Annotated in this window: 3 protein-coding genes and 1 pseudogene; 1 reads left to right on the top strand and 3 read right to left on the bottom strand. The window is 65.3% G+C overall.

What is annotated here, in order from left to right:
* A partial coding sequence (locus tag KAY22_RS24285; protein ID WP_296625712.1) for a plasmid partitioning protein RepB C-terminal domain-containing protein occupies window positions 1-644 on the top strand: 644 nt, incomplete at its 5' end.
* A gap of 226 nt (window positions 645-870) precedes the next feature.
* Here the strand turns inward: KAY22_RS24285 and KAY22_RS24280 are convergent.
* From KAY22_RS24280 to KAY22_RS24270, 3 genes and pseudogenes are all read right to left on the bottom strand, one after another.
* On the bottom strand, window positions 871-1101 hold the full coding sequence (locus KAY22_RS24280; RefSeq protein ID WP_036288946.1) for a helix-turn-helix domain-containing protein: 231 nt from the start codon (window positions 1099-1101) through the stop codon (window positions 871-873).
* Window positions 1102-1378: 277 nt separating this feature from the next.
* A complete protein-coding gene (locus KAY22_RS24275) occupies window positions 1379-4528 on the bottom strand; it encodes a helicase-related protein (RefSeq protein ID WP_296625711.1) in 3150 nt (1049 codons plus the stop codon).
* Window positions 4518-5163, bottom strand: a pseudogene (locus tag KAY22_RS24270) (hypothetical protein); the annotation flags it as partial. The pseudogene KAY22_RS24270 and the gene KAY22_RS24275, both read right to left, overlap by 11 nt.

Genomic DNA, 5163 nt, shown 5'->3' with positions numbered 1-5163 from the left:
CCTCTGAGGACGACACCTATACCTATAACAAGCGCGTCAACCGCATCCCGCCGATCCAAGAGCACCGGATGATTGCGCGCGCGATGGATCGAGGCGTGTCATCCGCCGACATCGCTGCCGCTTTGAACCTCCAGGTCGAGTCCGTGCTGCGGCGCTTCAGGTTGCTGGAGGGGATCAGCCCCGAAGCGGCCGAGATGCTGAAGGACACCCCTTGCTCGATGAAGGTGTTCGACATTCTGCGTCAGATGACGGCAGTCCGGCAGATTGAAGCCGCTGATCTGATGATCGGCCAGAACAATTTCACGGTCATGTTTGCGCGCGCGCTGCGCGCTGCGACATCTGAAAACCAGCTTGCCACTACCAGAAAGGGAAAGGGCGGCGGCAAGCCGACGCCCTCGGGTCAACAGATCGCCCGGATGGAACGGGAGCTGGCGGCGCTTCAGACCCAAGTGAAGTCGGTCGAAGAAACCTACGGTATCGACAACCTGCATTTGACCGTCGCGCGCGGATACATCGCCAAGCTTCTTGCGAACAATCGCGTGGTCCGTTGGTTGGCGACCCATCAGCAGGACTATCTCAGCGAGTTTCAGAAGATCGCCGAGATCGACACGCTCGGCCCGATCGCGGAAACGCCGAGCGCCTGAGTCAGATATGGGGACCCGGACCCGATAAGCGCGGGGACCATGGGAGAAGCCGCACCGTGGGGCGGATCAAGCATGGCGGTGGGAATGGCGGCGAACCCGCATGAGGCCCACCAGGCTGGCCGTCATATGGTCCAGCCGCATGAGGGGCGGTTCGCCTCGCATGAACTGAAGGCGGGCGGGCGCGTCGGGAGCGCCAACCGGCGCGCCCGCCATTTGTGCTGAGCGATCAAGCTCGATCCATGGCGCTTTGCTCAATTCGCTTCGGGGCGCGGCACTGCACACGATTCCTGTCGTCCCACGCCTCAAGCTCGTCGATCCGGTAGAGCACCGCTTTGCCGATTTTTACGAACGACGGCCCGATCTTCATCGCACGCCAGTTCCGAAGGGTGCCGACGGAAACGCTGCCACGATAGCGTTCGGCCACCTCTTCCGGCGTGAGGAATGTGGTCTCTGACATACGCCCTCCTTCGGCAGGAGACCTGCCGCTGATGATCGTTGATGGTCGAGCGCGAGACGCATTTCGCAATGAGTTGGTCATTCAGAGGCACCGACACGCTGGCCGAGCTTCGATGGCGCACGCTCCTGCACGACCGAACATGAGCGCGCGGAAGTGGCCAGGGAAGTATCAATCGTCAGGCGTAGGGAAGGCGGATGGTGGGGGATATAAATAGGCGGGGATGCGGAGTGGTCTTCCCGCTCGCAAAGGGCATTTGGAGCGAGGCGCGGTGAGGTCATCACGCTGACCTGTCGAACACCTCTGGCTCAAGCCGAATTTGCAGATCTGCAAGCAAGTTGGAGTCCATGCCGTCGCCGGCCAGGGTTTGCAGGTAGTCGAGCAGATCGTCCTGCCGTGGTTGACCGAAGGCCAGTCGATAGACCGTGAGGCTGCGTTTGAGCCAGGCGAGTCGCGTGACTTCCCGACTGAACGGCAGCATCGGCACGCGCCGTTCGACGCGCACGGAACCTTCGTAGATCCAATAGGGGATGAGATCGGTGTCGACCGCCGCCTCGGATCGCGCGTGCTCGAACATCAGCTTCCACGGATCGTCAGGAGCCTGCCCACGGCCCCTGACGACCGCGGCCTGGCGCTCGGCCAGGTTGAGGCGCACAGCATGGCCCTTGAAGCGGTGGACGCGGCCTTCGCGCTGCTCGAGATCCACCGGGTTGCCTGGCAAGTTCCAGTGATAGACGCGATAGCAATAGGGATGGAAGTCCAGCCCTTCCTGGCCGACCGACGTGGTGGCGAGAACGAACGGCCGGAACGGTGAGTTGAAGGCGTCACGCACGCCTCCGAGCCGCGCGACGGCACCGTCTTCGTCCTTGTAGTCGGCGAGCCGCATCGCGAAGCGTCCGCGCATCTGGAACTTGCTGATGGCGAGGGACTCTCCATCGACCCGCACGTCATCGACGTCGATCTGCGACGGGCGGATAGCGAGGGCCTGTGCCATGGCGCGAGCGACACCGATTGCGCGGTCGTCGGCTGGGCGGGCTCCGAGACCTTCGGCATCGACGAGGTAATGTGCGTATTCGTCCAGGACGGCCTGTAGGTTGTGCTGGGCGCAATAGGCCAGCACGCGGCGCCAGTAGTGATCGTCGGTATCCCGTCGCAGCAAGGCGACCGCGTCATGCTGATTGAACAGCGCCCGGAACGACCACGCGACTTCGGCGGCGGCGCTGAGCAAGCGTGGGTCATCCCACGCCAGCTCGGGCGCGATCCGCTTGAGGGCGCGAAGCGCGCAGACGGCCGGACTGCCGAGCGCGACGTCAACCAGCAGGTCCGAAAGATCGTCGGACAAAGCGCCGATGTCGTGCGTCTTCACCGCTGCCGCCAGTTCGGCGACATGATCGTGGAAGGCGTCTTCGCTCGCCAGGGCGCGCATGCCGTGGGGCGCTTCCAGCCAGGCGCGGGATCGCGTGCCCAGCAGGTCATCGATCACGGCTGGGGCGGCCCACTCGGCGCTGTGCGCGTCCTGATGCGACACCGCGCCTTCCTTCAAAGCACCGAAGGCGGGCTTGAGGCGGTCGCCCACAGCGGAGCGCATTCCCTCCAGCGACAAGGTGGCCCTCGTTTCGCTGAACACCGCCAGCGGATCGGCCAGCTCGGCCAGCGCCGGCGAGGGGTAGATCAGCAGCAGCGCGCGCAGACCCGCGAGCCGGCCGTGATCCTGCCGAAACTGCAAGGGACGCAGGCGATGCTGCTCGAAATAGCGCCGGCCGGATTCGCCGACGCCCATGCGCCGTTCGGCTTCGTAGGACAGCAGGGCTGCGATCGCATCGGGCACCATGGACCAGGACGAAAATATCAGCGCCTTGGTCAGCGGCGCCCCGGCTCGTGCCTCGCCGTAATAGGGCATGGCGGCGGGTATCCAGAGGTTCTGTTCCAGATGCTGGCCGAAGATGTCGTCCATGATTGCTCGCATGCGACCGTTGGCCGGGTCCAGCGGCGCATAGGCGTCGATGGCGTCGTGATCGAGCATGGCCGGTCGAGCCGCCTGGATTGCGGTGCGGAGCACGGCCGAAGGCGCGTCGATCTGGTCTTCCAGCAGCCGCTTCAGGCTGTAGTGGCGCATGAAGTTGAGCAGATAGGGCGAAGACTTCCAGTATTCGATGATCTCTGGCGCATCGAGCGTGCGCGCCACCTGAGAAACGGCGGATGCCTGCGCGAGGTCGGCGGGCGCGATCGAGACCGTAATGGGAGGCTCGCTCATCATGGAGTCGCGCTCGACCGTGGATGCGACCCGCTCGGTTCGGGCGATCACACGGCGCAGGCGCCGTTCGATGGTCTGGCGGGTCTCGACCGCTGAGGCATGTGACTGTGGCAGGGCATGCAAGAGGCCGCGGAAGGCGCGCATTTCACGCGCCAGCGTGGCTGCCACCTCCGGCCCCTTTTCCCGGCCGTAGAGGAAACTCAGGGTCTCAAGGAAGTCCTGATAGTGGTCGCCTTCGTCGGGCTCGTCGCCGGCGAGCGTGAGCATCCGGTAGGGTGTGGCGGAGAGCAGCAAGGTGCGGGCGGCGTGCCCGTCGCCTCCCGAGTAGTCGAACAGTTCGCGCGCGAGGATCGCCGCGTCGCTGTCGCCATGCAGCAGATCCCGAAACCGCTGGAACTCGTCCATGATGATGAGGTCGGGTTGCAGCGCATCCACGCAGGCGTGGGACAGCTTGGCGCGGAGCCGGGCGACCAGGCTGTTGCGGGGCTGTGTCATTTCTGCGGGATAGGTGTCCCGGCGGCGCGGGAAGAGTTCGCAAATCCGTTCGAGTTCCTCGAAGAGGTCGCGATCCGCCTGCACGTCGCGGCGGAAACGCTCGATGATGCGCTTGTCGACGCCTTCGAGGGTGAGGTTGTCCACAGCGCGGTTCCAACCCTCGACGCCGGCCGTGACCTGCAACAGGTTGTGCAGGCCGCGCGGGCGCGTAACGAGGTCGCGCAGGAGATGGAACAGCAAGGCGCGTTCCTGCGTCACGCCCGTCGCGGAGCGCAGATCGAAGGTTGTGCCCGGCGTCAGGCTGATGAAGTTCACCCTGTTGGCGTCGAGGCCCGCCTGGTCGCGCAGTTGCAAGGGAACGAGCGTCATGCGGGTCGGCAGGGCCAGCTCGCGTCGCCCGAGGACGTTCAGCCGGTTGAGGTTCTGGGCGGCGATCGCCTGGTTCGAGCAGATGTAGAGGATGTCGATCCGCTTGGTGTTGTCCCACAGGTGTTCGATCATGCGGGCGATGACGCCGCGCGCCACCATCGTCTTCCCGAGGCCGACTTCGTCGGCGACCAGGAACTGGCGGACAGGATCGTCCTGGCCGTAGAGCCGATCGAAGACGTAGTCGACGGTGCGCCGCTGAAAGACCTTGAGGGGAGCGAGCGCCGCGTCGGCGCGAAACCGTTCATTCGGCATGCGCGGCATCCTGCGTGGCGAGCGCAATTCGGAATGTGTTCCAGAGTGCGCGGAACTCGGCCGGAATCGGATCGGTAGCGTCACTGTCGCCGGTTTCCAGGCGTGCGATCAGCCGTTCGATGGCGCGAAGCTGGTCTCCGCCCCGGCAGAAGGCCCGAACCATCTCCTCGAGGATGGGCGCGTCGTCGCTTGCCGCGCGCCAGACGCCCTGACCTGACCCGTCCTGCGCCGCGAGGGCTGCGGCGAAGGGATCGCCCAATTCGGAGAGGAGCAGCCGGAGATAGCGGAAGAAGGCGTCCTTGCTGTCGATCACCCAGCGCAGGATGGCGGCGTGGCGCTCTGCGGGCAGCCCCTCCATCTTGAGCCCGGTGCTGAACAGGATCGAGACGTCTTCCGTCTCGTCCGTCAGGTGACAGGCGAGGAACCGGGTAAGGTCGACCAAGGGCATTGCGCCAAGGTCGGCGGGCTGTCCCTGTCGGAGCGGCTCCAGCACATCGCGCGCATGTCCTTCGCCCCGCGTGATCGGCCAAACTCGCCGCGCACCGAGCCCGGTGAGGGGCAGCGGCTCGGACTGGATCAGCCAGACCCGCCAGACCGGCGCGCCATCGGCGGCGTGCTCGCCGCGCTCGCAACGG

Source organism: Rhizorhabdus sp., from assembly GCF_018006725.1.
Classification (GTDB): Bacteria; Pseudomonadota; Alphaproteobacteria; order Sphingomonadales; family Sphingomonadaceae; genus Rhizorhabdus.
This window is presented reverse-complemented; position numbering and strand designations above follow the sequence as displayed.

Excerpts from the sequence above, each read along its gene's own strand:
- KAY22_RS24275 (WP_296625711.1), bottom strand. The coding sequence starts at position 4,528 with ATGCCGAATGAACGGTTTCGCGCCGACGCGGCGCTCGCTCCCCTCAAG.
- KAY22_RS24280 (WP_036288946.1), bottom strand. The coding sequence starts at position 1,101 with ATGTCAGAGACCACATTCCTCACGCCGGAAGAGGTGGCCGAACGCTAT.